Genomic DNA, 24,216 nt, shown 5'->3' on the forward strand with positions numbered 1-24,216 from the left:
CGATGACTCATCCCGCCACCGGCCCCGCCGCCCAGGAAATCACCGCCCGCCTCACCGCGGCGCTCGCCCCGTCGAAGCTCGACGTGATCAACGACAGCGCGAAGCATCGCGGCCATATGGGCGACGACGGCAGCGGCGAATCGCATTTCACCGTGGTGATCGAAAGCGCGGCCTTCGCCGGCAAATCCCGTCTCGAGCGCCAGCGCATGGTCAACCGCGCGCTCGGCGACATCATGGTCGAACGAGTCCACGCCCTCGCCATCCGCGCGACCGCGCCGGGGGAGTAGGGCCTGCGCCCATAGATGGCATGAGCGTTAGGTGCGGGCGCTGGCGAAGAACATCAGATAGACCAGCCGCCCATTCTCGATCCCGTCGCCAAAGGCCTTGCCCGCGGTGTGCCATAGCCAGGGGCGCAACAGCACCAGCCGGTTGAACCGCATCGGCACATGCATCGTCGTCTCCCATTTGTCGGGATCCAGCGTGTCGCGGTCGAGGATCGTCTGTACCATTTCGGGCGCGGACGCATGGCCGTGCGCCTGTGCCTGCGCATGGGTCAGCGGCGCATGATCGAGTCCGCTCTCCCTGTGCCGAAAGAAGTCCGTGCCGCCGCGGCAGTCCTCGGGGCGTGAAAGATAGAGGATACCCGACCAATAGGCCCGATCGATATGCACGCCGGCACGGCCCGGATCGCCCGCCAGGGTGATCCTGCATTTCGAATGCGATTCGAGCGGCTCCACCGGCCGCAGCGGTTCACCGGTCAGACGCGAACATTCCTCGGTCAATCCCTCGATCGCCAGCCGCTGCTGCGAGTTGCGCCCCGGAAAGGCGCCTTTCTGGTCGGGATAGTCGAGGCGGAGCGCGGCTTCGCGCAACGGCATGGCATTGTCGAGAAAGTCATCGACGACGATCAGGCTGGTCGGCATGAGTCGCGTTGTGGCGCAGGGGCGTATATCGCTCAAGCCGCCGGTGACAGCAGCTCTGGAGACCTCGAATGACTGACGACCTGTTCATCCAGACCATCACCCCCACCACGCACGATCTCGGCGGGTTCAAGGTCCATCGCACTCTGCCCTCGCGCCCGCGCACGATGGTCGGCCCGTTCATCTTCTTCGACCAGATGGGGCCGGCGCATCTCGAGGTCGGCACCGGCATCGACGTGCGCCCGCATCCGCACATCAACCTCGCCACCGTCACTTACCTCTTCGCCGGCGCGATCGACCATCGCGACAGCCTCGGCACGTTCGCGACGATCGAGCCGGGCGCGGTCACTCTGATGACCGCGGGCAACGGCATCGTCCATTCGGAGCGCTCGCCCCAGGCGCAGCGCGATGCAGGCCCCGAGCTCTCCGGCATTCAGACCTGGCTCGCGCTGCCCGAGCGGTTCGAGGAAATGGACCCGGCGTTCGAGCATGTCGCCGCGGCGGACCTCCCCATCATCGACAGCGGCGGCGCGCGCGCACGCGTCATCATGGGCTCGCTCTGGGGAACACGCGCGCCGACCACCACCTATGCCGGCACCATTTACGCCGATATCGAGCTGTCGGCCGGCGGCAGCGTGCCGATCGATGCCGAAGCCGACGAGCGCGCCGTCTATCTCGCAGTCGGGCAGGCATCGCTCGACGGCTGGGAGCTCGAGCCCCAGACCCTCTATGTCCTGCGCCCCGGCACCGCCGCGACGCTGCGCTCGTCCAGCGGCGGCCGCGTGATGCTGTGCGGCGGCGAGGCCTTTGCTACCCCGCGCCATGTCTGGTGGAACTTCGTCTCCTCGGACCGCGACCGGATCAACCAGGCCAAGGAGGACTGGAAGGCCGGCCTCTTCCCCAAGGTTCCCGGCGACGACAAGGAGTTCATCCCGATCCCCGAAATCCCCAAGACGGTCAGCTACCCCTGAGGGCTTGATCACGGCCTCGCGCCTCGCCATACCCTATCTTCTAAAATATGGAGAGACACATGGCGGGCTTCGAGCTTCAGCGCATTGCATTGCCCACCGGCGTCGAGCTCGACGTCGCCACCGCGGGCGATCCGGCCGCGCCCGCGATCGTCCTGCTCCACGGCTTCCCGGAGTCGCACCGCACCTGGCGCCACCAGATCCCTGAGCTCGCGAAGACCCATTTCGTCATCGCTCCCGACCAGCGCGGCTTCGCCCGCTCGTCCAAGCCCGAGGGCGTCGCCAACTACGCCCCCGACAAGACCGTCGCCGACCTGCTCGCCCTCGCCGACCATTTCGGCAAGGACCGCATCGTCCTGGTCGGCCATGACTGGGGCGGCGCGATCGCGTGGATGGCAGCGCTCCAGCACGCCGACCGGGTCGAGCGCCTCATCATCGTCAACGCCCCCCACCCCTTCGTCTTCCAGAAATCGCTGTTCGACGACATGGAGCAGCGCAAGGCGAGCCAATATATCCGCTTCTTCCGCGACACCTCGATCGACCGGGGCCTGACCGGCAAGGCGCTCGAAGGCTTCTTCGACAGCACCTTCGTCAAGCATGTCGCCACCGCGATCGCGGGCGAGGATCGCGCCGCCTATCTCGACGAATGGGGCCAGCCCGGCGCGATGACCGCGATGCTCAATTGGTATCGCGCGAGCGCGATCATCGTCCCCGCGATGGACGAGACGCCCGAGCGGCCCACCTTCCTCGACGGCCCCTTCCCGCCCGTCACTCAGCCGACGCTGGTGATCTGGGGCGTAGGCGACAAGGCGCTGCTGCCCGTCCAGCTCGAAGGCCTCGACGCGCTCGTCCCCGACCTCAAGGTCGTCAAGGTGGATGCCGGTCATTTCGTCCCTTGGGAGAATCCGGCAGCGGTCAACGCCGCGATCCGCGCGTGGCTGGCGTAGCTGAAGAAGTTTTTTGGTTCACGCGAAGGCGCGAAGACGCGAAGAGGTTTCGCTTGGCGCGAAGCGCGTCCTCCATCTCAATAGCTGCGGCAAGCACTGCATTGTGGAGATGAGAGCCGCTGACGCGGCACGGCAACATCTTCGCGCCTTCGCGCCTTCGCGTGAACCAAAATCTTTTCTTAGCGCAGCCACTCCGCCCACGCGCCGTGCGGATGCGCCTTGCCCAGCAACCGCGGCTCAGCCCCACCCGGCCAGTAGCGCACCACCAGCTCATGCTGAAGTGTCTCGCGATTCGCCTCGAGCATGATCCACGCCAGCGGCCGCTCCGCGCTCGCCCGTGCGCCCGCTGCCTCCATCGCCGCGGCGATCCGCGCGCGCCGCGCGTCGCCCAGATACTGCCAGACGATCGAGTGCATCAGCACGCGCGTGGTCCCCGCCGCCTGCGGTCGCGCCAGTTGCGCCTCGACGAACTCGGCCGCGTCGGCCTGTACCAGATCGGGCCTCTTCTCCCGCGCCGACTGCGCCGCGAAATCCAGCCGCGCGAACCGCTCGACATGCTCCCGCCACACGAACGCGCGCAGCCGCAGCAGCTGCTCGGGATCGGTCAGATCCACCGGCGCCACATCGCATCCACGGATCGCCTCGAACCCCCAGCTGGCCGGCACCTCCGGCGGCGCCGCGCCGCGCCATTCCGGCACGATCCGCATCCCCGACCCCGCCGGTCCCACGCCGACCCCGCCCAATTCATAGCGATAGCGATCGATCATCAGATTGATCCCCGCGCTCGACCCGATCTCGACACAGTCCCAGCGCGGCGGCAGCCCCTGCCCCGCCAGCCACAGCAACGCCGTCACATAGCCCCATGACCGCCCCGCCTCGTTGGTCTGCGGCGGCCCGTCGAGCCAGGACAGCAATTCCGCATCGTGCCGTGCGATCGCCTCGCCCACCAGCCGTTCGGCATCCGCCAGCGCTTCCGGATCTCCCGCATAGAGCGGCGCCAGCACCGGCTCCGCCCCGCTCAGGTTCAGCGCATGCAGCCCCGCCGCCGCGCGCAACGGCAGCGCGTCGGCCATCGGAATGCCCGGCCACTCGCGGATCGCCTTCAGGAACGCGCCCGGCCCACCGAGATTGGCGAGGATCGCCTCGACCACGCGCATCGTGATCGTGCCCCCGTTCGCCCGGCAATAATCGACCTGATTGGCGAACGCCGCCCGCACATCGCCCGAAGTCATCCAGTCGCGCATGCCGAATCTCCCTCCGCGTGTTGCGCCGATCCCGCCCCCCAAGTAAAGGCGCCGCACCATGCCGGAACCGATCATCCTCGCCGTGCCCAAGGGACGCATCCTCGAAGAGGCGCTTCCCCTGCTCGCGCATGCCGGGATCATCCCCGAACCCGCCTTCGCGGACGAGGGCAGCCGCGCGCTGCGCTTCAGGACCAACCGCCCGGACATCGACCTGATCCGCGTACGCGCGTTCGACGTCGCCACCTTCGTCGCGCATGGCGCGGCGCAGCTCGGCATCGTTGGTTCGGACGTGCTCGGCGAGTTCGCCTATTCGGAACTCTACGCCCCGGTCGATCTCGGCATCGGCCATTGCCGCCTGTCAGTCGCCGAACCGGCCGAGCTCGCCGCGACCGACGATCCGCGCGGCTGGAGCCATGTCCGCGTCGCGACCAAATACCCTTCGCTCACCCGCCGCCATTTCGAGGCGCGCGGCGTGCAGGCCGAGTGCATCAAGCTGAACGGCGCGATGGAGCTGGCGCCGTTGCTGGCGCTCGCCCCGCGCATCGTCGACCTCGTTTCCTCGGGCCGCACGCTCAAGGAGAACGGCCTGGTCGAGGTCGAGACGATCATGGAGGTATCGAGCCGCCTGATCGCCAACCGCGCCGCGTTCAAGACCCGGCCGGAGATCGTGCCCCTGGTAGATGCCTTCCGCCGTGCGGTCGAGCGCGAGGCCGCATGATCCGCCTCTCCACCTCCGAGCCCGGCTTCGCCCAGGCATTCCGCGAGCTGGTCGATGCCCGGCGCGAGGCCGATGCCGACGTCACCCGCGACGTCCGCACCATCGTCGCCTCGGTCCGCGACGAGGGCGATGCCGCGCTCCACGCCTTCACGCGCAAGTTCGACCGCCACGACCTCAACGAAACCGGCTGGCGGATCGAAAAGGCCGATTGCGTCGCGGCGTACGACGCGCTCGATCCGAAGCTGCGTGACGCGCTCCAGCTCGCCGCCGACCGCATCGCCGCCTATCACGAGAAGCAGAAGCCCGCCGACAACGACACCACCGATGCCGCGGGGGTGCGCACCGGCGCGCGCTGGCAGGCGGTCGAGGCCGCGGGCGTCTATGTCCCCGGTGGCCGGGCGGCCTATCCCAGCTCGGTGCTGATGAATGCGATCCCCGCCAAGGTCGCGGGCGTCGATCGCCTCGTGATGGTCACGCCGACCCCGGATGGCGAGATCAACCCGCTCGTCCTCGCCGCCGCGCATATCGCGGGGGTGGACGAGATCTGGCGCGTCGGCGGTGCGCAGGCGATCGCCGCGCTCGCCTATGGCACCGGCCGCATCGCCGCGGTCGACGTCATCACCGGCCCCGGCAACGCCTGGGTCGCGGAGGCCAAGCGCCAGCTCTATGGCGTGGTCGGCATCGATATGGTCGCAGGCCCCTCGGAGATCGTCGTCATCGCCGACGGCAAGAACGACCCCGAATGGATCGCCGCCGACTTGCTCAGCCAGTCCGAGCACGATCCCACCAGCCAGTCGATCCTGCTCACCGACGATGCGGTCTTCGCGGGCAAAGTGGCCGACGCGGTCGATCGCCAGATCGGCACGCTGTCGACCAAGGCCGTCGCGCGCGAGAGCTGGGACGCCAACGGCGCGATCATCCTCACCGGCTCGCTCGACGAGGCGATCCCGCTGGTCAACAAGCTCGCCCCCGAGCATCTCGAGCTCGCCTGCGACGATCCCGACGCCTTGTTCGCGCGCGTCCGCCATGCCGGTTCGGTGTTCCTCGGCCGCATGACGCCCGAGGCCATCGGCGATTATGTCGCCGGCCCCAACCACGTCCTCCCCACCGGCCGCCGCGCACGCTTCGCCAGTGGCCTGTCGGTGCTCGACTTCATGAAGCGCACCAGCTTCCTTGCGCTCGACGCCGCCGGCCTCGCCGCGATCGGCCCCGCCGCCGTCGCGCTGGCGGAGGCCGAGGGATTGCCAGCGCACGCGAAGTCGGTCGCTCTCAGATTGAACCCATAACCCCGTTCGGGCTGAGCTTGTCGAAGCCCTGTTCTTCCTTTTCCGCCGCCGGACAGAAAGAACAGCCCTTCGACAAGCTCAGGGCGAACGGACTAAGAGAGAATTTATGCCCAGCCCAACCGCAAAGTCCCGCTCCAAAGCCCGCGCCGCCGCGCGCCTTGCCGCCGTCCAGGCACTCTACCAGCAGGAAATGGAGAAGACCCCGCTTCCCCAGCTGCTCACCGAATTCCACCAGCACCGGCTCGGCGCGACGATCGAGGAGGCCGAATATATCGACGCCGACCCGATGTTCTTCGACGATATCGTCAAGGGCGTCGACGCGCGCCGCGACGAGATCGACGCGTTGATCGCGTCCAAGCTCAGCAGCGACTGGAGCTTCGACCGGCTAGACCGCCCGATGCGCCAGATCCTGCGCGCCGGCGCCTATGAGCTGCTCGCCCGCAACGACGTCCCCACCGGCGCCGCGATCAGCGAGTATCTCGACGTCACCGACGCCTTTTACGACCGCCGCGAGAAGGGCTTCGTCAACGGCCTGCTCGACGCCATCGCCAAGGCGGTGCGGAGCTAGGCGGCGAGACCTGGGCGGTAGACGCTGTTGAGTTCAATCCTCCCCCGCCAGGGGGAGGTGGCGCCGAAGGCGACGGAAGGGGAGGACTCCCTAACTCGTGTTGTGGCTTCCTCCCCCTCCGTCAGGCTGCGCCTGCCACCTCCCCCTGACGGGGGAGGATTTACCTTGTAATGTTGGATTTCATTTGCTCCGCTAGCAGCGTGCCCGGACGGTCAGGCCCCGCTCTTTGATATCGCAAATCCGTACACCCGCGCTGACACGGCCGCATGAAACCACGTCGATAGTGTCAACCTTCTGTCGACTTCGATCCTTTTGGACAGGCTGGCCGCTTATCGCGGCGTCACATCCTTGACCCGTCCCAGCGCCGGAGGCTCCACCACCTGCCCGCGCGCGAACCATGCCTCGAGCGCGTCGAGATCGAGCATCCCGCCCGCGACGTCCTTGCCCGCCTTGAACGCGGTGAAGCCGTCACCGCCCCCGCCCAGGAAGCTGTTCACCGTCACGCGATACACCGCATCGTCGCGCATCGGCTGGCCATCGATCATCGGCGCGACGATCCGCTGCCCCTCGGGCCTCGACAGGTCGTAGCTGTAGGTCAGGCCGGCCGGGAACAGCAAAGCCGTCCCGTCCTTCTTGGCGAATTGCTGCTCCAGCACCGCACGCAACTGCGCCCCGGTCATCTCCTTGACCTGCAGGTTGTTGCCGAACGGCTGGACGGTATAGATGTCGCCGAACGTCACCTTGCCGCCGTCCGCCGCGATCGAGGCGCGCACTCCGCCCGGGTTCATCAGCGCGACCTGTGCCCCGCTCGCCCGCGTCGCCGCCAGTTGCGAATCCGCGATCAGCAGACCAAGCGGCGACTCCTTCATATCGTCATCCTCGTCGCGCAGGATCGGTCCGGACGCCCGGCCCACCACCCGCTTCGCTCGCGGCTCGGCCGCCGCAGCATAGCGCGCGACATGCGCTGCGACCGCCGGATCGGCGGCAAAGGTGGGGAAGGCAGCCGACGGCTTCACCGGCCCCGCGCTGCTCGTCACGCCGTCGCCCTGCACGATCACCTGCGAAGCGCGCTTCGCCGTCACCCGCTTGGTCGCACGGTCGAAGCTCAAGTCGATATCGGTCAGCATCACGCCATTGTTGCCCGCGCTGGTCAGCAGCACCGGCTTGGCGGGGTTAGTCGCGCCATAGTCGCAGATATAGGCGCGGTGCGTGTGGCCCGAGACGATCACGTCCACTGCCGGGCTCAGCCGCTGGACGATATCCACGATCGGCCCCGACAGCCCATCGCACTTGTCGGGCTGATCGGACCGCGCTGGATAGCCGCCCTCGTGCACCAGCATCACCACGGCATCCGCCCCCCTGACCTTGAGGTCCGCGGCCAGCTTGTTCGCGGTGTCCGCCTCGTCGGCGAAGGTGATGCCCTTGATCCCGGCCGGATCGACATAGTTGCCGGTCAGCCGCGTCGTCAGGCCGATGAACCCGATCGTCACCTTGCCCCGCCCGCTTCCGAAGCTGCGCAGCGCCGTGCCGGGCAACAGGCTCGTCCCGTCCGCCTGGATCGTGTTGCCGGCAAGATAGGCGTAGCCCGCGCCCTTGAACGGCTCGATCTGGCACGGCTCGACCTTGGTCAGCTTGGCGCAGCCGCCGCGCTGGAGCCGCTTCAGCTCGTCCGTCCCGCGATCGAACTCGTGATTGCCCGCCGCGTTGATCTCCAGCCCCGCCATGCTCAGCGCCTTGACCGTCGGCTCGTCGAGGAACAGCGAGGAGATCAGCGGGCTCGCGCTGGTCAAATCCCCCGCGGAAACGACCACGCTGTGCGCCGCCTTCGCCTTCAGCGACTTCACCGCCGTCGCGAAATAGGCCGCCCCGCCCGCGGGCACCCTGGCCACCGATCCGTCCGGCGCCTGCACGTCGATCGCCCGCCCCGGCGTCTCGAGCGCGCCATGGAAGTCGTTGAAGGCGATGATCTTGACCGTCACCGGCGCGGCCGGGCCTTCGACCCGGCCCTGCGCACAGCCCGCCAGCGCCAGCGCGCCCAGCGCTGCGACCGTGATCCGCTTCATCGAAATGCTCCCGCGACTCGTTTAGCCGCGGATACCAGCGTGGACCTCAGCCGTCACCGACGCGTTCGATATCCGCACCGACGCCCTGGAGCTTTTCCTCGAGCCGCTCATAGCCGCGGTCCAGATGATAGATGCGGCTGACCTGCGTCTCGCCCTCGGCAACAAGGCCCGCGAGGATCAGGCTCATCGACGCACGAAGGTCCGTCGCCATCACCGGCGCGCCGACCAGCCTGTCGACCCCGTGCACCACCGCGGTCCGCCCGCGCACATCGATGTTCGCCCCCATGCGCGCCAGCTCGGGCACGTGCATGTAGCGGTTCTCGAAGATCGTCTCGGTCAGCACGCTGGCGCCGTCAGCCTTGCACAGCATCGCCATGAACTGCGCCTGCATGTCGGTGGCGAAGCCCGGATAAGGCGCGGTCGAGAGCGTCAGCGGCTTCAATGGGCCACTCGCAGCGATCCGCACGCCATCGGTCTTCTCCTCCACCGTCACCCCGGCCTCGGCCAGCGCGTCGAGCGTCGCGCGCATGTCATCCGCCTTGGCGCCCTGAAGGAACAGGTCGCCGCCGGTGATCGCCGCGGCGCAGGCATAGCTGCCCGCCTCGATCCGGTCGGGCATGACCTTGTAGGTCGCGCCGTGCAGCCGTTCGCGGCCCTCGATCGTCAGCGTCTCGCTGCCGATCCCGTCGATCGACGCGCCCATCGCCACCAGCAGGTTGCAGAGATCGACGATCTCCGGCTCGCGCGCCGCATTCTCCAGCACCGTGGTGCCCTTGGCCGTTGCCGCCGCCATCAGCGCATTCTCGGTCGCGCCGACCGACACCACCGGGAAGCGATAGCGCCCGCCTGCCAGCCGCCCGCCCGGCGCCGTGGCTTTCACATAGCCCGCCGCCAGCTCGATCTCCGCCCCCATCGCCTCGAGCGCCTTCAAATGCAGGTCGATCGGCCGGTTGCCGATCGCGCAGCCGCCCGGCAGTGACACCGTCGCCTCGCCCGCGCGGCCCAGAAGCGGCCCCAGCACCAGGATCGAGGCACGCATCTTGCGGACGATGTCGTAGGGCGCGACGGTCGAGGTGACGCGCGAGGCACGCACCGTCAGCACCCGGCCGAAATCGTTGGGCCGGGTTCCCTCGATCGCGGTCGAGGCGCCCAGCTCATTGAGCAGATGCCCGAAGCCATCGGCATCGGCGAGCCGCGGCAGGTTGCGCAGCGTCAGCGGCTCGTCGGTCAGCAGCGCGCAGGGCATCAGCGCAAGCGCCGAATTCTTCGCGCCCGAGATGGCGATGGTTCCGGAAAGGCGCTTGCCGCCGCGAATGAGGATACGGTCCATTTGCGGGCTTCTATCGACTCACGGGCCGGGTGCAAGCGCGGCTGACGTCAACAGGCTCGAGTGGGGACCGGCTACGCCTTTTCCAGCGTGCACTGGAGCGGATGCTGGTTCTGGCGCGCGAAATCGATCACCTGCGCCACCTTGGTCTCGGCGACCTCATAGGTGAACACGCCGCATACCCCGACGCCACGCTGGTGCACGTGCAGCATCACCTGCGTCGCTTGCTCCATGTCCATCTTGAAGAAGCGCTGGAGCACCAGCACGACGAACTCCATCGGCGTGTAGTCGTCGTTGAGCATCAGCACCCGATAGGGCGTCGGTTTCTTGGTCCTGGCGCGGGTGCGCGTGGCGACGCCGGTCGACGTGTCGCCATCATCGTCGCGGTCGGCATCGTCAGCCATCGTAATCGGGGTGAGCGGCACTGTCATGAGGACATCAAAAATATGGCACCGGTGAATCGAGGGCAAGGGCGCTAACCCTGATTTTGTGTGACGCGACCGGACCGGCGCCAAATCCTCCCCTGCCAGGGGGAGGTGTCAGCGCAGCTGACGGAGGGGGGCGGATCCGATGCCCGACGTTGGGGAGTCCTCCCCCTCCGTCGCCTTCGGCGCCACCTTCCCCTGGCGGGGGGAGGATTGCGCGCCGCCCAAGAACAGCAAAAAAGGGCGACCGCTCGCGCGGCCGCCCCATTTGTTCGTTCAGTCCCGAGGTTTTTCGGGCCGTGGCGATTACGCCGCGGTCTTCACCTTCTCGACCGCAACCGCCAAGCGGCTGGAGATCGGCTGCGCGGCGTCGCCGGCCAGCTTGATGAAGGCTTCGGTGTTCTTCGAGGTCTCGGCGACGACCGAGTCGAAGGCCGAGCGGACATAGTCGCTCTGCAGCTTGAAGAAATCGGCCGGGGTCTTGACCGCCGACAGGCTCTTCAGCGTCGCGGTCGCGTTCTCGAACGACTTGCGGCTATACTCCGCGGCGTCCTGGCCCAGCGCCTCGAAGCCCTTGGCAGCGATCTTGCCGCTCTCGACGAGCGCTTCGACATTGCCCTTGGCGAAGTCGGTGAACTCGCCGGCCAGCTTGGTGTTCTTCTCGACCGCGGCCTTGGCGCGCTCGTTGAAGTCGGCGAACAGCGCCTGGGTCTTCTCGATCGTGTTTTCCATGATGTCAGTTCCCTTGGTTGCGGTTTCCGCCATCTTTGGGGCGGTATCTTCGATGGTTTCTGCGACCGGCGCGGCGGCTTCCGCGGCGGCCCTGGTAAGCGTCTCCGCCACGACTTCGGCGGGCTCGGTAACTTCAGGTGCGATCCCGACCGGCTCGACGACCGGGGTCTCGATCACCGGCGCCGGTTCCGCGACGCCCGATTCGATCTTTGGCGCTTCGACCTTCGGCGTTGCCGCCTTGGGCTTGCTCACCGGGGTCTTCGCAACCGGCTTCTTCGCGCCGGCACGTGGAGCCTTGCTGGCCATTGAACGTCCTCGCAGCGATTGTTGCGATGCAGCATATACGCTTCGAGCGAGACAGTTTCAAGACAGTTTTTGTGCAGTGCACAAAAATTCTCAGCGTGACCTTACATAGCTCCCAGGAGCTTCACCAAGCTCCTCATTTAACCTGGGAATCCGTGAGCCTTTCGCAACAATACGCGGTTCACCAAACCCTTCGATCCAGCTGATCCAGTCGGGCCACCAGCTGCCCTTGGTTTCAGTCGCACCCGCAACAAACTCCTCAAGAGTCTCTGCGCCCGCCTCGTTGGTCCAATATTGATATTTCTGCGCCGCAGGCGGGTTGACCACCCCGGCGATATGCCCGGATCCCGCAAGCACGAAGCGCAGCGGACCCGCGAAATGCTCGGTGATCTTCCATACGCTGCGCGCTGGCGCGATGTGATCCTCGCGCCCCGCCTGAATATAGGCCGGGGTCACCACCTTGCTAAGGTCGATCGGCGTCCCGCCTATGCTCAGCGCTCCGGCCTGCGCCAGCCGGTTGTCGCGATAGAGATCGGCCAGATAGCTGGCATGCCATTTGGCGGGCAGGTTGGTGACATCCGAATTCCAGTGGAGCAGGTCGAACGGCATATAATCCTCGCCGAGCAGATAATTGCTCGACACATAGTTCCAGATCAGGTCGCGCCCGCGCAGCAGGTTGAAGGTCGCGGCCATGTAGCGCCCGTCGAGGAAGCCGTCGGTGGTCAGCGACTGGATCAGCGCCAGCTGCTCGTCATCGACGAAGACGTTGAGGTCGCCCGCCTCACTGAAATCGACCTGCGCGGTGAAGAAGGTCGCGCTCTTCACCTTACCGGCCTGCCCGCGCGCGGCGAGCACCGCCAGCGTCGCGGCGAGCGTCGTCCCGGCGACGCAATAGCCGATCGCGTGCACCGCATCGACGCCGAGCAGCTCGCGCACGCTATCGATCGCGTCGATCTGCCCGCGCTCGACATAATCGTCCCACACCACGTCGGCCATCGATGCATCGGCCGACTTCCACGAGACCACAAACACCGTCAGCCCCTGCGCCACCGCCCAGCGGATGAAGCTCTTCTCGGGGCTCAGATCGAGGATGTAGAAGCGGTTGATCCACGGCGGGAAGATCAACAGCGGGGTCTCGATCACCGTCTCAGTGGTCGGCGAATACTGGATCAGCTCGTACAGGGGCGTACGCTTGACGACCTTGCCCGGCGTGGTCGCGATATTCTCTCCCAGCGCGAACACGCCCTCGGCGGTCTGGGTCATCTGCCCCTTGCTCATATCCTTGAGCATGTGCGCCAGCCCCTTGAGCAGGCTCTCGCCCTTGGTCTCGACGATCTTCTCGAGCACCACCGGGTTGGTCGCGGGGAAGTTGGACGGGCTCATCGCATCGATGAAGCCCTGCGTCGCGAACCGCGCCTGCTCCTTCTGCTTGGGGCTAAGCCCCTCGATCGCATCCACCCCCTTCAGCAGATGCTCGGAAAGCGTGAAATAGCTCTGGCGGATGAAGTCGAACACCGGCTGCTCGCGCCATTGCGGTGCCTTGAAACGCTTGTCGCGCGCCTGCTCCGGCGTTTCCTCGAACGCCGCCGCCTTGGAGGGATCGAGGAAGCGCTGCCAGAGCGACATCGTGTCGGCCCAGAAATCGGCGCCCACGCGCATCGCCGCGGCGGGATCGGGAACCGCCGGCATCGCCGGCGCCTTGGCCATCAGGTCGAAGCCCTGCTCCATCAGCATCTGCTGCGCGCGGCCCCACACCCAGGTCCAATGCTGGAGTTCCTCCAGGCTCGGCGCCGCAGCAGCGGCCTCGGTCTCGGGCGGCGGCACCTCGGCCTTGGGTTCCGGCTTCATCTTCGGCTTGGCGGCGGGCTTGCGGTTCCTGGTCGGCTTCGCGGCCTTGGGCGCCGCCGTCTTTTTCTTTTCCGCCACCACTCGCCTCTCCTCTGGCACCCCTGCCCGGTCCCTGTATAACGGCCCTGCGCATCCAGCGCGACCTCAAGAGGAGCTCACCGAGAAATACGATGTCCGAGGAATTCTACCGCATGAAGCGCCTGCCGCCCTACGTCATCGCCGAAGTCAACGGCATGCGGGCAGCAGCACGTGCGGCGGGTGAGGACATCATCGATCTCGGCATGGGCAACCCCGATCTGCCGCCGCCCCAGCATGTCATCGACAAGCTGTGCGAGGTGGCGCAGAAGCCTTCCGCGCACGGCTATTCGCAATCCAAGGGCATTCCCGGCCTGCGCCGCGCCCAGGCCAATTATTATGGCCGCCGCTTCGGCGTCGACGTCGATCCCGAGAGCGAGGTGGTCGTAACGATGGGATCGAAGGAGGGGCTGGCCAGCCTCGCCACCGCGATCACCGCGCCGGGCGACGTGATCCTGGCGCCCAACCCGAGCTATCCGATTCACACCTTCGGCTTCATCATCGCCGGCGCCACGATCCGCGCGGTGCCGACCACGCCCGACGAGCGCTATTTCGAGAGCCTCGAGCGCGCGATGAACTTCACCGTGCCGCGGCCCAGCATCCTGGTGGTGAACTATCCGTCCAACCCGACGGCGGAGACGGTCGATCTCGCCTTCTACGAGCGGCTGGTGGCGTGGGCGAAGGAGAACCAGGTCTGGATCATCTCCGACCTCGCCTATTCCGAGCTCTATTATGACGGCAAGCCGACCGTCTCGATCCTGCAGGTCAAGGGCGCGAAGGACGTGGCGATCGAATTCACCTCGCTGTCGAAAACCTATTCGATGGCGGGCTGGCGGATCGGCTTCGCGGTCGGCAACAAGCAGCTGATCGCGGCGATGACGCGGGTGAAGTCCTATCTCGACTATGGTGCGTTCACGCCGATCCAGGCCGCGGCCTGCGCCGCGCTCAACGGCCCGCAGGACATCGTCGAGAAGAACCGCGAGCTGTATCACAAGCGCCGCGACGTGCTGGTCGAGAGCTTCGGCCGGGCGGGATGGGACATCCCCTCGCCCGCCGCCTCGATGTTCGCCTGGGCGCCGCTGCCCCCGGCGCTGGCGCATCTCGGCAGCCTCGAATTCTCGAAGCAGCTCCTCTCCCACGCCAAGGTCGCGGTCGCACCCGGCGTCGGCTATGGCGAGAATGGCGAAGGCTATGTCCGCATCGCCATGGTCGAGAACGAGCAGCGGCTGCGCCAGGCGGCACGCAACGTGCGGAAGTATCTCCAGTCGATGGGCGTCAACACCGGCGCCAAATCGGCCTGAGACACATGGGACGCGAAGGCTTCGGCTTCTCGACGCGCCTTCGCGTCCGCTATTCCGAGATCGACGGGCAGAGGGTCGTCTTCAACTCGCGCTATCTTGAATATGCCGATGTCGCGATCAGCGAATATTGGCGCTGGCTGGGACTCGCCGATCTGCCCGAATGGCGCGGCATCGAGTTCCACGTCGCCCGCGCCACGGTCGATTTCAAGGCGCCCTTCCGCTACGATGACGAGATCGACGCGTGGGTCCGCACCGATCGGATCGGCAATTCGAGCCTCACCAGCCGCGTCGAGCTGTGCCACGCGCAAACCGGCGCGCTGCACACGGTGATCGAGCTGGTCTACGTCAATGTCGATCTGGACGCGGGCACATCCTCGCCCGTTCCGCCCGCCATCCGTGCGCGCATGCTGCCCGGCGGCTGATCCGCTATTCCGCGGCTTCCTGTGCCGCCTTGCGCCCTTCGCCCACGACGTCCTCGGGCAGCGACCAGAGCAGGTCGTGCTTGGTCAACGGCCGCCCGTCATGGCTCAGCACCTGAACCGGAGCGATCCGCCGGTGGTCGCGGGCATCGACCAGCACCGGGGTTGCCGGCATGCCCGTCTCCCAGCGCTCGCCCCATTGGCGCAGCGCCACCATCGTCGGCAGCAGCGCAAAGCCCTTCTCGGTCAGCCGGTACTCCACCTTGCGGCGGTCGTCGTCGCAGGTCTGCCGCGCGAGGATGCCGTGATCGACCAGCCGGGCGAGCCGGTTGGCCAGGATGTTGCGCGCAATGCCCAGCTCCGACTGGAATTCCTCGAAATGATAGAGGCCGTTGAACGCCGCGCGCAGGATCAGGAAGGACCAGCGCTCCCCCATCGCCTCCAGCGCGGCGGGCAAGCTGCAGTTGGTGGCCAACTGACGAAGCGGCTCTCGCAGTCCATTGTGACCCATAACCGCTGAACCTACTCCAATTTCCCTTGTGGACAAACCGCTTAAGTTGCCGCAATGCAGCACCAGTTTTCGATTGCAACTTAATGCCTAACGATATAAGTAGCGATTCGCAACCTTTGTTGCGTACCCCAGGGAGAGTATCATCATGACCCGCCTCGTCTCGCTTGCCGCCGCCGCGCTGTCGGCCGCGGCGCTCATGCCCGCCGCCGCACTCGCTCAGTCGGGCGGCTATTATTCCGCGACCGCCGTCGAAGCGCCGAAGAAAGCGAGCTTCGTCACCCAGAACACCATCTGGAAGTGCAAGGACGGCGTTTGCTCCGCGCCCAAGACCGCGACGCAGGACAAGGTGATGTGCGAACGTGCCGCGCAGCGCATCGGCGCACTGTCTGCGTTCAGCGTCGGCGGGGCCGCGTTCGATGCCGAAGCGCTCGCCGCATGCAACGCGCGCGCCAAGTAAGTCACACCAAAGCCACACCATTGCGGGCATCGGCATTGCCGGTGCCCGCCTTGCGTGAAACTTATTGCAAAGCAGCAGCCGCCCGCACCATCTTGAACGCGTGTTGCGTCAATATGAACTTGTCGACCGGGTCCTGAGTTACGACCCCGAAGCGGACGAAGCGCTGCTCAACCGCGCTTACGTCTTCTCGATGCATGCGCATGGCAGCCAGAAGCGCGCGTCGGGCGACCCTTATTTCAGCCATCCGATCGAAGTCGCGGGCATCCTGACCGACCTTCATCTCGACGACGAGACGATCGTCACCGCGATCCTGCACGACACGATCGAGGATACGGTGGCGACGCCCGAGGAGATCCTCGCCCGCTTCGGGCCGAACGTGGCCCGGCTGGTCGATGGCGTCACCAAGCTCTCTAAGATCGAGGCGCAGACCGAGAATGAGCGCGCCGCGGAGAATCTCCGCAAGTTCCTGCTCGCCATGTCGGACGACATCCGCGTGCTGCTGGTCAAGCTCGCCGACCGGCTGCACAACATGCGCACGCTCCATCACATCCCCAAGCCCGAGAAGCGCCGCCGCATCGCCCGCGAGACGATGGATATCTACGCGCCGCTCGCCGAGCGCATCGGCATGTACGAATTCATGACCGAGATGCAGACGCTCGCCTTTCGCGAGCTCGAGCCGGAGGCCTATGAATCGATCACCAAGCGGCTCGAGGCGCTCAAGGTCGAGGGCGAGGATCGCATCGCCAAGATCGGATCGGGCTTTAAGCTGCTGCTCTCGCGCGGCGGCGTCGATGCCGAAGTGACCGGGCGCGAGAAGCACCCCTATTCGATCTGGAAGAAGATGTCGGAGCGTCACGTCAGCTTCGAGCAGCTTTCGGACATCATGGCCTTTCGCGCGACCGTCGGGAGCGAGGAGGAGTGCTACCGCGCGCTGGGCATCATCCACCGCCGCTGGCCGTTCGTGCCGGGCCGGTTCAAGGACTATATCTCGACGCCCAAGCGCAACGGCTATCGCTCGCTGCACACCACGGTGATGCACGCGGGCGACACCCGCGTCGAGATCCAGATCCGCACGCACGAAATGCATGCGCAGGCCGAATATGGTCTCGCCGCGCACTGGGCGTACAAGCAGTCGGGCGTGCGCCCCGATACCCAGGTCCGCTGGATCCAGGATCTGGTCGAGATTCTCGAGACCGCCGAAAGCCCGGAGGAGCTGCTCGAACATACCCGGATGGCGATGTATCAGGACCGGATCTTCGCCTTCACCCCCAAGGGCGAGCTGATCCAGCTGCCCAAGGGCGCGACACCGATCGACTTCGCCTATGCGGTGCACACCGACCTTGGCGATCAGGCGGTCGGCGCCAAGATCAACGGCCAGGTCGTTCCCCTACGCACCGAGATCCAACAGGGCGACCAAGTCGCCATCCTGCGCTCCAAGGCGCAGCGGCCGCAGGACAATTGGCTCAATTTCGCGATCACCGGCAAGGCGCGCGCCGCGATCCGCCGGCATCTGCGGCACAAGGAGCTGGACGAGACGATCGCGCTCGGCCGCAAGCTCTATGACGACATCGTCCGCCGCCTGCCCGTGCCGATCGGCGAGGAAGCGCTGGGCGCCGCCCTCACCCGCCTCAAGCTCGACGATGCCGATGCGCTGATGGAGGCGATCGCGCGGCGCAAGCTCTCCGACGTGCAGGTGATGGAAGCGCTGATGCCGGGATCGACCGAGGGCGACCTCGCCCCGCTTCCCGCGGCGCGGGAGCCGATCTCGATCAAGGGCCTCACCCCCGGCGTCGCCTTCACCCTCGCCCCCTGCTGTCATCCGATCCCGGGCGACCGCATCGTCGGCGTGCGCCAGCCGGGCGAGCCGATCGAGATCCACCAGATCAGCTGCCCCAAGCTCGACAAGGTCGAGGACAAGGACTGGATCGACATCGGCTGGGGCGACAAGGCCGAGGGCGGCACTGCGCGCATCGCCGTCACGCTCAAGAACGAGCCGGGCGCGCTCGGCGTGGTCGCGACGATCCTTGGCCAGCACAAGGCGAACATCCTCAACATCCGCTTCGACACTCGCGACACGACCTTCCACACCAACATGATCGACCTCGAGGTGCGCGACGCGGCGCATCTGATGAAGCTGATCGCCGCGCTGCGCGCTGCCGAAGCGGTGAATTCGGCGGAGCGGGTCTGACCTAATTTAATCCTCCCCGCCACAATTCGACCAACAGCGTTGCAATGTTGGAATTGATTTGCTTGCCTCTGGCGATGCGCTCGCGCCTACCCGCATCGGTCTCCTTCCCTTCCCGCCGATGGCGGCCCCAGGACGAGGATTCCGGCGCGATAGTGTCAAGCTAGTGTAAACTTCCGCATCGCTGCGCCCGTCAGACGTCGCGCATCTCTTCCGAAAGGCTCGCTCATGGATCGCCGCACCTTCCTTGCCTCCAGCACCGCGACCGCTGCGCTCGCCGCCTCCCCCGCCGCAGCCCGCGCGCTGCAAGCCGCTGCGAACCCCGCCGCCGGGCCGGGCGATGCCGGCCTCAATGCGATCTTCGACGACGTGCTGCGCAAGACGATCCAGCGCTCGCCCGAGCTCGCCACCTCGATCGGATTCGACAAGGGGCCTGGGGCGGCATTGAAGCGACAGCTCACGGACCGCTCGCCCGCGGCCAAGGCGAAGGCGCAGGCCGAGACCAAGGACGCGCTCGCCCGGATCGAGGCGGTCGATCCCGCGACCCTCTCCGAATCCTCGAAGCTGGACCGCGAGATCGTCGCCTATTCGCTCAAGACCCAGCTCGTGCCGCGCGAGCGCTTCGATCTCGACGCGGTGATGCGCCCGTTCGCGATCTTCCAGCAGGGCGGCATCTATTTCTCGATGCCCGATTTCCTCAATACGGCGCACACGATCGCAACGGCGGACGATGCCGAGGCGCTGCTGTCGCGGCTCGAACAGATGGGTCAGGCGCTCGATTACAACACGCAGGAGCAGGCAGAGCTGGGCAAGCGCGGCGTGGTCGCGCCCGATTTCTGCCTCGACCTGACGATCGAACAGATGGCGAAGCTGCGCGCGCCCGCCGCAGCCGACAACACGATCGCCAAATCGCTGGTCCAGCGCACCGCGGCCAGGGGCATCGCCGGCGACTGGGGCGCGCGGGCGGCGAAGATCATCGACGCATCGGTCTACCCCGCACTCGACCGCCAGATCGCACTGATCAAGCAGCAGCGGACCAAAGCGCGCACCAGCGCGGGGGTGTGGGACGTGCCGCAGGGGAATGATATCTACGCCGCAGCGCTGGCGCAGGCGACCACCACCAACTTCACCCCCGACGAGGTCCACAAGATCGGACTGGAGGAAGTGGCTGAGATCAGCGCCGAACTCGACAAGATCCTGAAGGCGCAGGGCCTGACCAAAGGCAGCGTCGGCGAGCGCCTGACCGCACTCAACCAGCGCCCCGACCAGCTATACCCGGACACCGCAGCGGGCCGGATCGAGCTGATCAAGTCGCTCAACGCGGACAATGAGAAGGTGGCGAAGCTGCTGCCGCGCATGTTCATCGATCCGACCAAGGCACCGCTCGAGATCCGCGCGGTGCCGGTCGAGATTCAGGACGGCGCATCGAACGGCTATTACAACCGCGCCGCGCTCGATGGCTCGCGGCCGGCGATCTACTTCATCAATCTGAAAAGCGTCGGCGACTGGCCCAAATACACCCTGCCGTCGCTGACCTATCACGAAGGTCTGCCCGGCCATCATTTGCAGATCAGCACGTCACAGGCGGCCGAGGGGCCGCTGATCCGCAAGTTCAGCTTCTTCGGCGCCTACACCGAAGGCTGGGCGCTCTATGCGGAGCAGGTCGCCGACGAACTCGGCGCCTATGCCAGCGACCTCGAGCGCGCGGGCTATCTCCAGTCCTTCCTGTTCCGCGCCGCGCGGCTGGTGATCGACACCGGCATCCACGCCAAGAAGTGGAGCCGCGAGCAAGCGACCGACTATATGGTCGACACCGTCGGCTTCGCCCGTCCGCGCTCACAGCGCGAGATCGAGCGCTACTGCACCCAGCCGGGGCAGGCCTGCAGCTACAAGATCGGCCACACCAGCTGGGTCCGCGCGCGCAAGAAGGCGCAGGAAATCGCTGGCGCCAAGTTCGACATCCGGCAATTCCACGAGGTGATCCGCCGCGGCGCCGTTCCCCTCACCACGCTCGAGCGGCTGGTGGAGGAAGACGCGCGGCGGATGGCGGCGGGGTGACGGGCCGGCGGGTTCCAGAATTATCCTCCCCGGTACGGGGAGGGGGACCGCTCGCGAAGCGAGTGGTGGAGGGGGCCCGCCACAGATGGCGTCGTTTGAGGAGGACCCCCTCCGTCAGCGCTGCGCGCTGCCACCTCCCCGTTCCGGGGAGGATTGAAGAGCCGCCTACTTCCCCCCGAGCCGCAGCGTCAGCGCCGCGCCCCACATGCGCGGCTCCCCTGCGATGAAGGTCGGCATGCCCAGGCCGTCGCCGGTGTTGCCCGCGTCCTTGATATATTCCCGGTCGAACAGGTTGGTGACGAAGCCCTCGATCCGCCAGCGGCCGTTAGCGGTCTCGATGCCGAAGCGCGCGTTGACCGTGGCATAGGCGCCCTGCACCTCGTCCTGCACCGTGTCGGGGATGAGGTTGCCGGTCTGCAACCGGGCGATGTCATTGTCGTCGTCGAAGAAGACGCGCGACTGCCAGGTGACGTCCGGGGTGAAGTCGATCGCCACCGGTCCGACATCGCCACGCAGCGTCACGCCCGCCGAGGCGCTGTGATCGGGCGACAAGCGGAAGCTGTTTCCTTCCCGCGCGCCCGCCTTGAAGCGGCTGTGGTTATAGGCATAGGTCGCGAACAGATTGACCCAGTCCGCCGGGTTCCAGCGCATCTGGCCCTCGAAGCCGTAGCTTTCCGCCTTGCCGGCATTGACCGTGACGAAGGTCGTGCCGACCTGCTCCGTCGTCTGGAAGTCGCTGTAGTCATAGTAGAAGAGCGCGCCGTCGAGGAACAGGGTGCGGTCCGCCAGCTCGGTCTTCACGCCGATCTCGAAGCTGTCCACCGTCTCGGCGGGCAACAGATTGAACCGCGCCGCCCCGCCCGGCGCAGCGGGCGGCGACACGCCAAGCACCTCGGGCCTGCGGCCGCGCGCATAGTTGGCATAGATGTTCGCCTGCGGGCTGAGCTCATAGCGCGCCGTGACGCGCCAGGTGAAGCCGCCGCTCTCGTTGGTCGCTTCGGCCAGATTGCCGTTGCCCGTGGTCGGCTGAAGGCCAAGGCCGAACAGCGGCACCGGATAGAGCGCGGATTGCGGGACGTTCGCCGCACCCGGCATCGCAAGCGCGTTGAGCAGCGCGGTGCGCGTCGGCTCGGTCTGGCTGAGCGCGCCGATGAAACCGCCCAGGATCGAACGGCCATTCTGCACCGACGCGGTGTAGCGGGTCCGCTTGTCGTCGCGGCTGTAGCGGATGCCGCCGCCGATCTCGAACGCGTCGGTCACGTCGAACGTCACATCGGCGAACAGGTCCCACGCCTTGGTGCGGCTGAAATTGGTGCTGGTCTCGCGATGTGCGCCCTTGAGATTGGCGGCGATTGCCTGCGCCAGCGGGGCGGACAGGGCATAGCCGCGCGCAGCCGCGACGCCCTGAAGCAGCTGGCCGGTGAAGGCGGTGTTAGAGAAGAGCGCAATCGGTGCCGGATCGGTCGCCGGGCGGCCCGGGATCGCACCGCCGCCGTTCAGGCGGTCGGTGAGCCGCGCCAGCGCGACGCGCTCGTCGAACTGCGACGGGGTGCGCTGGTGGCCGTCCTCGTAGAAATAGGTCGCGCCGGCAAAGCCCTTGAGCGGGCCGCCATTATCCCAGTTGAGGCGGAGCGTCGCCATGGTCTGCGTGCCCGCCGCATCCTCCGCCGCGGTCAGCGCGGGGAGCGAGATGCCGTCGGCGTCGAAGATCTCGGTGCCGCTGAATTCGCGATAAGCGATCGTGCCATTGAGCGAGAAGCCGTTGCCGAGCTCTGCATTGGCGATGCCGGTGACACCCCACACCTCGCGCTCGAGGCCGAGGCGCTTGCCGCCCTCGAACCCCGGCCCCGCAGCGAGCGCCGCACCGCTGTTGCGGCCGCGATCGCCGATCACCGCGCCGGTGATCGTGTCGGTCGGGTTGTAGGCGATCGACTTGAACGCGGTGCCGGTGGCGCGATCGGTCTGATAATTGCCGATCAGGTCGAAAGTGAAGCCCGCCGGCTCCCAGCGCAGGCTGCCGCGCACCGCCTCGCTCTCGATCCCGTTATAGTCGCGGCCGCCCAGCAAATCCTCGACGAACCCGTCCCGCTTCTTGACGCGCGCAGCGGCGCGGACCGCGAGATCGTCGGCGAGCGGGATGTTCCACGTCCCGTCGACGCGATACATGCCATAGTCGCCGCCCGATACGCGGAGCATGCCATAGCCCGCATCCGGATCGGCCTTGGCCTGGATCAGGTTGACCGCGCCGATCAGCGCGCCGCGGCCATACAGCGTCGATTGCGGCCCCTTGGCCACCTCGACGCGCTCGAGATCGAGCAACTCGACATAGGAGCCGCGCGACTTGGAGATCGAGACGCCGTCCTGAAACACCGACACGCGCGGCTCGTTGAACGCGCTGCCCGAGTCAGAGGTGATGCCGCGCATCACGAAACCGGGGTTGTTGGGCGATTGATTCTGCACCTCGAAGCCCGGAACGTAGCGCGAGAGGGCGTCGAACTCCTGGATGTTCAGCCGCTCGAGGAAGCGTTCGTCATAGGCGGTGAGCGCGAAGGGGACCTCGATCGGGCGCTGCTCGACGAACTGCGCGGTGACGACGATCTCGTCATCCGCGGGAGCGCCGGCCGGCGCTTCCTGTGCCAGGGCAGGTGCAGCGGCGAGCGCGATCGGGCTGGCGAAGGCGAGAAGCGGGAAGCGGATCGACATGATGGAAGCCCCTGTTGACGTGGACGGAATGTCCCCTGCGCGGCTCCATGTCGGCAATTGGTGACGAACCTGTTGCAGCGCACCATCGCGCAAAGAAAAATGCCCGCCCGGCACGGGGCCGGACGGGCAAGGGATCGGCACATGGGGTGCCGGAGGGTCTCGTGAAACTCAGTTTGCGGCGGCGGCCCCCTGCCCCGCCGCGCGCGTCGCCTGCTCCATCAGCGCGCGGGCGGTCTTGATGCCGTCGGCCTCCTTGGTCTTGCCGCTCTGGATCTCGTCGGCGATGCCGAGCAGGCGGCTGGCGATCACCGTCCCGGCCTCGGCCGCCTCGGTGATGCGGATGCCGTTCTTGGCCGCGGCGATGCGATCCCATTCGGCGCGGATCGCCGCCCAATAGCCCTTGGTCGCGGCCCAGTAATCGTCGGCGGCCTTCACCGCATAGCCGTCGAACTTGGTATAGGTGTTCAGGACATATTCCTGCACCACCGGCTCGAGCTTGCCGTCGAACTGGCCCATCTTGGTGTTGTCCTGCCAGTGGATCCAGCCGGCAGGGCTGATCTGGTGGCGGTTGATCGCATAATAGCGGTCATAGACCGGGCCGCGCACCGCATCGCGGCGGGCGAGCGGGCGCCAGGTCCAGTTGGAGCGCCAGCGGCGGATTCCCGCCTCGGTGGTCCACTGCCCCCAGCCGCCATAGCGCGGGCTGTCGTCCACCTGCCACACGGTCTGCGACCAGCGGCCCTTGCGCATCCGCTCGGGCACGTCCTCCCAGGTCCAGCTGTCGGGACCGGAATAGACGAGCACCCTGGCCGGCTCATATTCCCAGTCCTGGCGCCAATGCTTGATGACCATGTCCTTGCCCTCGTGACTGACGACGAGGAGGTGCTGGAGCACGATCTTGCGGCCGGTGTCCTCGATCACGCGGACCGATTCATGCCCGCCCGAGACCTTGGCCGCGATCGGCGTGTAATCGGCGCGCCACGGCGTCGATTCCTGCATGTCGAACTTGACCTTGTAGTTGCCGGCCATCGCCAGGATGTCCTTGCGGTCGGCCTCGAACAAGGCCTTGGCCTCCGCCTCGCTGCCCTGCTTGACCGGTCCGTCAGCCAGCGCCGGGGTGGCGCAGGCGATCAGCGCGGCGCCGGCGATCCACATCAT

The 24,216-nt window shown here is 66.8% G+C and carries 21 protein-coding genes; 11 read left to right on the forward strand and 10 right to left on the reverse strand.

The features are described 5' to 3' along the window. Positions 1–2 precede the first annotated feature (2 nt). Positions 3–287 carry a BolA family protein gene (locus VGD28_RS09485; RefSeq protein WP_331028097.1) on the forward strand — a complete coding sequence of 95 codons (285 nt, stop codon included), beginning with the start codon at positions 3–5 and terminating at the stop codon, positions 285–287. Between the two features lie 27 nt (positions 288–314). Here the strand turns inward: VGD28_RS09485 and VGD28_RS09490 are convergent, their stop codons facing one another. After that, complete coding sequence (locus VGD28_RS09490; RefSeq protein WP_331028098.1) at positions 315–923, reverse strand: DUF6445 family protein; 609 nt, start codon at positions 921–923, stop codon at positions 315–317. A 68-nt stretch (positions 924–991) separates the two neighbouring features. Between VGD28_RS09490 and VGD28_RS09495 the strand changes: the two genes are divergently transcribed. Both VGD28_RS09495 and VGD28_RS09500 read left to right on the forward strand, forming a co-directional pair. After that, positions 992–1,891, forward strand: a complete 900-nt coding sequence (locus tag VGD28_RS09495) for a pirin family protein (RefSeq protein WP_331028099.1) — start codon at positions 992–994, stop codon at positions 1,889–1,891. 59 nt (positions 1,892–1,950) lie between these two features. Next, positions 1,951–2,835 carry an alpha/beta hydrolase gene (locus tag VGD28_RS09500; RefSeq protein WP_331028100.1) on the forward strand — a complete coding sequence of 295 codons (885 nt, stop codon included), beginning with the start codon at positions 1,951–1,953 and terminating at the stop codon, positions 2,833–2,835. A 179-nt stretch (positions 2,836–3,014) separates the two neighbouring features. Here VGD28_RS09500 and VGD28_RS09505 read toward each other — a convergent pair whose 3' ends face one another. Continuing rightward, positions 3,015–4,079, reverse strand: a complete 1,065-nt coding sequence (locus tag VGD28_RS09505) for a DUF2332 domain-containing protein (RefSeq protein ID WP_331028101.1) — start codon at positions 4,077–4,079, stop codon at positions 3,015–3,017. A 58-nt stretch (positions 4,080–4,137) separates the two neighbouring features. On the opposite strand from VGD28_RS09505, the gene hisG reads away from it, so the two are divergent. The 3 genes from hisG (at position 4,138) to nusB (ending at position 6,651) form a co-directional block, all read left to right on the forward strand. Continuing rightward, positions 4,138–4,797, forward strand: coding sequence for an ATP phosphoribosyltransferase (gene hisG / locus VGD28_RS09510; RefSeq protein ID WP_331028102.1), 660 nt, complete (start codon positions 4,138–4,140; stop codon positions 4,795–4,797). Beyond that, entirely contained in the window at positions 4,794–6,083 is a 1,290-nt protein-coding gene (gene hisD, locus VGD28_RS09515) for a histidinol dehydrogenase (RefSeq protein WP_331028103.1), read from the forward strand. The genes hisG and hisD overlap by 4 nt, the downstream gene beginning before the upstream one ends. A 106-nt stretch (positions 6,084–6,189) precedes the next feature. Continuing rightward, positions 6,190–6,651, forward strand: coding sequence for a transcription antitermination factor NusB (gene nusB / locus VGD28_RS09520; RefSeq protein ID WP_331028104.1), 462 nt, complete (start codon positions 6,190–6,192; stop codon positions 6,649–6,651). A gap of 329 nt (positions 6,652–6,980) precedes the next feature. Here the strand turns inward: nusB and VGD28_RS09525 are convergent, their stop codons facing one another. The 5 genes from VGD28_RS09525 to VGD28_RS09545 form a co-directional block, all read right to left on the reverse strand. Beyond that, on the reverse strand, positions 6,981–8,714 hold the full coding sequence (locus VGD28_RS09525) for a bifunctional metallophosphatase/5'-nucleotidase (protein WP_331028105.1): 1,734 nt from the start codon (positions 8,712–8,714) through the stop codon (positions 6,981–6,983). 46 nt (positions 8,715–8,760) lie between these two features. After that, complete coding sequence (gene murA, locus VGD28_RS09530; protein ID WP_331028106.1) at positions 8,761–10,044, reverse strand: UDP-N-acetylglucosamine 1-carboxyvinyltransferase; 1,284 nt, start codon at positions 10,042–10,044, stop codon at positions 8,761–8,763. Between the two features lie 71 nt (positions 10,045–10,115). Then, positions 10,116–10,445, reverse strand: a complete 330-nt coding sequence (gene clpS / locus VGD28_RS09535) for an ATP-dependent Clp protease adapter ClpS (RefSeq protein WP_331028107.1) — start codon at positions 10,443–10,445, stop codon at positions 10,116–10,118. A 327-nt stretch (positions 10,446–10,772) separates the two neighbouring features. Continuing rightward, on the reverse strand, positions 10,773–11,504 hold the full coding sequence (locus VGD28_RS09540; protein ID WP_331028108.1) for a phasin family protein: 732 nt from the start codon (positions 11,502–11,504) through the stop codon (positions 10,773–10,775). 90 nt (positions 11,505–11,594) lie between these two features. Beyond that, entirely contained in the window at positions 11,595–13,349 is a 1,755-nt protein-coding gene (locus tag VGD28_RS09545) for a class I poly(R)-hydroxyalkanoic acid synthase (protein ID WP_331028134.1), read from the reverse strand. A 170-nt stretch (positions 13,350–13,519) separates the two neighbouring features. On the opposite strand from VGD28_RS09545, the gene VGD28_RS09550 reads away from it, so the two are divergent. Together VGD28_RS09550 and VGD28_RS09555 are read left to right on the forward strand one after the other, a co-directional pair. Continuing rightward, on the forward strand, positions 13,520–14,725 hold the full coding sequence (locus tag VGD28_RS09550) for an LL-diaminopimelate aminotransferase (protein ID WP_331028109.1): 1,206 nt from the start codon (positions 13,520–13,522) through the stop codon (positions 14,723–14,725). Positions 14,726–14,730: 5 nt separating this feature from the next. Continuing rightward, positions 14,731–15,147: a thioesterase family protein gene (locus tag VGD28_RS09555; RefSeq protein ID WP_331028110.1), complete on the forward strand. Its 417-nt coding sequence runs from the start codon at positions 14,731–14,733 to the stop codon at positions 15,145–15,147. Positions 15,148–15,151: 4 nt separating this feature from the next. On the opposite strand, the gene VGD28_RS09560 is transcribed toward VGD28_RS09555, so the two are convergent. Beyond that, positions 15,152–15,655, reverse strand: a complete 504-nt coding sequence (locus VGD28_RS09560; RefSeq protein WP_331028111.1) for a helix-turn-helix domain-containing protein — start codon at positions 15,653–15,655, stop codon at positions 15,152–15,154. Positions 15,656–15,800: 145 nt separating this feature from the next. On the opposite strand from VGD28_RS09560, the gene VGD28_RS09565 reads away from it, so the two are divergent. The 3 genes from VGD28_RS09565 to VGD28_RS09575 all read left to right on the forward strand — a co-directional run bounded on the left by VGD28_RS09565 (position 15,801) and on the right by VGD28_RS09575 (position 20,355). Beyond that, positions 15,801–16,112, forward strand: a complete 312-nt coding sequence (locus tag VGD28_RS09565; RefSeq protein ID WP_331028112.1) for a CC_3452 family protein — start codon at positions 15,801–15,803, stop codon at positions 16,110–16,112. Positions 16,113–16,212: 100 nt separating this feature from the next. After that, positions 16,213–18,300, forward strand: coding sequence for a bifunctional (p)ppGpp synthetase/guanosine-3',5'-bis(diphosphate) 3'-pyrophosphohydrolase (locus VGD28_RS09570; RefSeq protein ID WP_331028113.1), 2,088 nt, complete (start codon positions 16,213–16,215; stop codon positions 18,298–18,300). A 225-nt stretch (positions 18,301–18,525) separates the two neighbouring features. Then, positions 18,526–20,355 carry a DUF885 domain-containing protein gene (locus VGD28_RS09575; RefSeq protein WP_331028114.1) on the forward strand — a complete coding sequence of 610 codons (1,830 nt, stop codon included), beginning with the start codon at positions 18,526–18,528 and terminating at the stop codon, positions 20,353–20,355. Between the two features lie 165 nt (positions 20,356–20,520). Here VGD28_RS09575 and VGD28_RS09580 read toward each other — a convergent pair whose 3' ends face one another. Together VGD28_RS09580 and VGD28_RS09585 are read right to left on the reverse strand one after the other, a co-directional pair. After that, positions 20,521–23,058, reverse strand: coding sequence for a TonB-dependent receptor (locus VGD28_RS09580; protein ID WP_331028115.1), 2,538 nt, complete (start codon positions 23,056–23,058; stop codon positions 20,521–20,523). Positions 23,059–23,226: 168 nt separating this feature from the next. After that, positions 23,227–24,216: a DUF6607 family protein gene (locus VGD28_RS09585; RefSeq protein ID WP_331028135.1), complete on the reverse strand. Its 990-nt coding sequence runs from the start codon at positions 24,214–24,216 to the stop codon at positions 23,227–23,229.

Source organism: Sphingomonas sp., from assembly GCF_036402235.1.
In the GTDB taxonomy this organism is placed as follows: Bacteria; Pseudomonadota; Alphaproteobacteria; order Sphingomonadales; family Sphingomonadaceae; genus Sphingomonas.

Coding starts and splice junctions, on each gene's coding strand:
- VGD28_RS09485 (WP_331028097.1), top strand. CDS start 3: ATGACTCATCCCGCCACCGGCCCCGCCGCCCAGGAAATCACCGCCCGC.
- VGD28_RS09490 (WP_331028098.1), bottom strand. CDS start 923: ATGCCGACCAGCCTGATCGTCGTCGATGACTTTCTCGACAATGCCATG.
- VGD28_RS09495 (WP_331028099.1), top strand. CDS start 992: ATGACTGACGACCTGTTCATCCAGACCATCACCCCCACCACGCACGAT.
- VGD28_RS09500 (WP_331028100.1), top strand. CDS start 1,951: ATGGCGGGCTTCGAGCTTCAGCGCATTGCATTGCCCACCGGCGTCGAG.
- VGD28_RS09505 (WP_331028101.1), bottom strand. CDS start 4,079: ATGCGCGACTGGATGACTTCGGGCGATGTGCGGGCGGCGTTCGCCAAT.
- hisG (WP_331028102.1), top strand. CDS start 4,138: ATGCCGGAACCGATCATCCTCGCCGTGCCCAAGGGACGCATCCTCGAA.
- hisD (WP_331028103.1), top strand. CDS start 4,794: ATGATCCGCCTCTCCACCTCCGAGCCCGGCTTCGCCCAGGCATTCCGC.
- nusB (WP_331028104.1), top strand. CDS start 6,190: ATGCCCAGCCCAACCGCAAAGTCCCGCTCCAAAGCCCGCGCCGCCGCG.
- VGD28_RS09525 (WP_331028105.1), bottom strand. CDS start 8,714: ATGAAGCGGATCACGGTCGCAGCGCTGGGCGCGCTGGCGCTGGCGGGC.
- murA (WP_331028106.1), bottom strand. CDS start 10,044: ATGGACCGTATCCTCATTCGCGGCGGCAAGCGCCTTTCCGGAACCATC.
- clpS (WP_331028107.1), bottom strand. CDS start 10,445: ATGGCTGACGATGCCGACCGCGACGATGATGGCGACACGTCGACCGGC.
- VGD28_RS09540 (WP_331028108.1), bottom strand. CDS start 11,504: ATGGCCAGCAAGGCTCCACGTGCCGGCGCGAAGAAGCCGGTTGCGAAG.
- VGD28_RS09545 (WP_331028134.1), bottom strand. CDS start 13,349: ATGAAGCCGGAACCCAAGGCCGAGGTGCCGCCGCCCGAGACCGAGGCC.
- VGD28_RS09550 (WP_331028109.1), top strand. CDS start 13,520: ATGTCCGAGGAATTCTACCGCATGAAGCGCCTGCCGCCCTACGTCATC.
- VGD28_RS09555 (WP_331028110.1), top strand. CDS start 14,731: ATGGGACGCGAAGGCTTCGGCTTCTCGACGCGCCTTCGCGTCCGCTAT.
- VGD28_RS09560 (WP_331028111.1), bottom strand. CDS start 15,655: ATGGGTCACAATGGACTGCGAGAGCCGCTTCGTCAGTTGGCCACCAAC.
- VGD28_RS09565 (WP_331028112.1), top strand. CDS start 15,801: ATGACCCGCCTCGTCTCGCTTGCCGCCGCCGCGCTGTCGGCCGCGGCG.
- VGD28_RS09575 (WP_331028114.1), top strand. CDS start 18,526: ATGGATCGCCGCACCTTCCTTGCCTCCAGCACCGCGACCGCTGCGCTC.
- VGD28_RS09580 (WP_331028115.1), bottom strand. CDS start 23,058: ATGTCGATCCGCTTCCCGCTTCTCGCCTTCGCCAGCCCGATCGCGCTC.
- VGD28_RS09585 (WP_331028135.1), bottom strand. CDS start 24,216: ATGATGTGGATCGCCGGCGCCGCGCTGATCGCCTGCGCCACCCCGGCG.